General features: G+C 42.9%; 2 pseudogenes. Both read left to right on the top strand.

Annotated features, from left to right (window positions below):
• A pseudogene (gene gatB, locus A3766_RS07000) lies at positions 1-714 on the top strand (Asp-tRNA(Asn)/Glu-tRNA(Gln) amidotransferase GatCAB subunit B); the annotation flags it as partial.
• A 217-nt stretch (positions 715-931) separates the two neighbouring features.
• A pseudogene (locus A3766_RS29465) lies at positions 932-1,062 on the top strand (diphosphate--fructose-6-phosphate 1-phosphotransferase); the annotation flags it as partial.

Genomic DNA, 1,062 nt, shown 5'->3' with positions numbered 1-1,062 from the left:
CAAGAGACCCGCTTATACGATGGAGAGAAAGATATCTCCCGCTCCATGCGTAGCAAAGAAGAAGCAAACGATTACCGCTACTTCCCATGCCCTGACCTGCTTCCTGTCGAATTGTCTGACGAGTTTATTGATCAGATTAAAACTGAGATGCCAGAGCTTCCTGATGCACGAAAGGCAAGGTTCTGCGCCGAATACGGCTTATCAAGTTACGATGCAGGCTTGATCTCAGCACAGGCAGACCTTTCTCATTATTTCGAGACAGCCAGTAGCATTTCAGGTGACGCTAAGCTTTCTGCCAACTGGACAATGGGAGAGCTAAGCGCGCGACTCAACAGCGACAGCATCTCCTTAAAAGATTCTCCTATCAGTGCAGAGCAACTTGGGCAACTGGTGCTTAGAGTTAAAGACAACACTTTGTCGTCTTCAGGTGCAAAGAAAGTATTCAATACACTTTGGGAAAAATCTGGTGATGATGTTGACGCAATTATTGAATCACAAGGTCTAAAGCAGGTATCTGATACCGGTGCGCTAGAAGCATTGGTTGACGAAGTACTCGCTGGCATGGCTGATCAGATTGCACAGTATAAAGAGGCCGATGACAAAAAGCGTAAAAAGCTTATGGGCGGATTTATGGGGCCTTTAATGAAAGCCTCTAAAGGACAAGGAAACCCTAAACTGTTCAATCAGATTCTTGCCAAGAAACTTAATAGCTAGCTTTAATTTTTGACCTGAATAACAGTAGAAGTGAGAGTGCACCGCTCTCACTTTTTTATACTTTCGATACGAATCGCCAAGGTTAATTGTCAACAGTTTTTATTTTAAGACTGATACCGACTGATTAGTAATCAGGCTCATGAAACTTTCATAAAAATGCAGTATGATGCGCGAAATTTATGAAACCTTTCATTTTTATCGAAGAATAGGATATTCAATGACTATCAAAAATGCTTTCTACGCACAGTCAGGTGGCGTAACTGCCGTAATCAACGCTTCAGCTTGTGGCGTAATCGAAACAGCTCGCCAATTCCCAGACAAAATTGGTAAGGTTTACGCTGGACGTAA

The sequence above is a fragment of the Oleiphilus sp. HI0132 genome (assembly GCF_001635845.1).
Note: the sequence above shows the minus strand (reverse complement) of the source record. Positions and strands in the feature narration are given on the sequence as shown.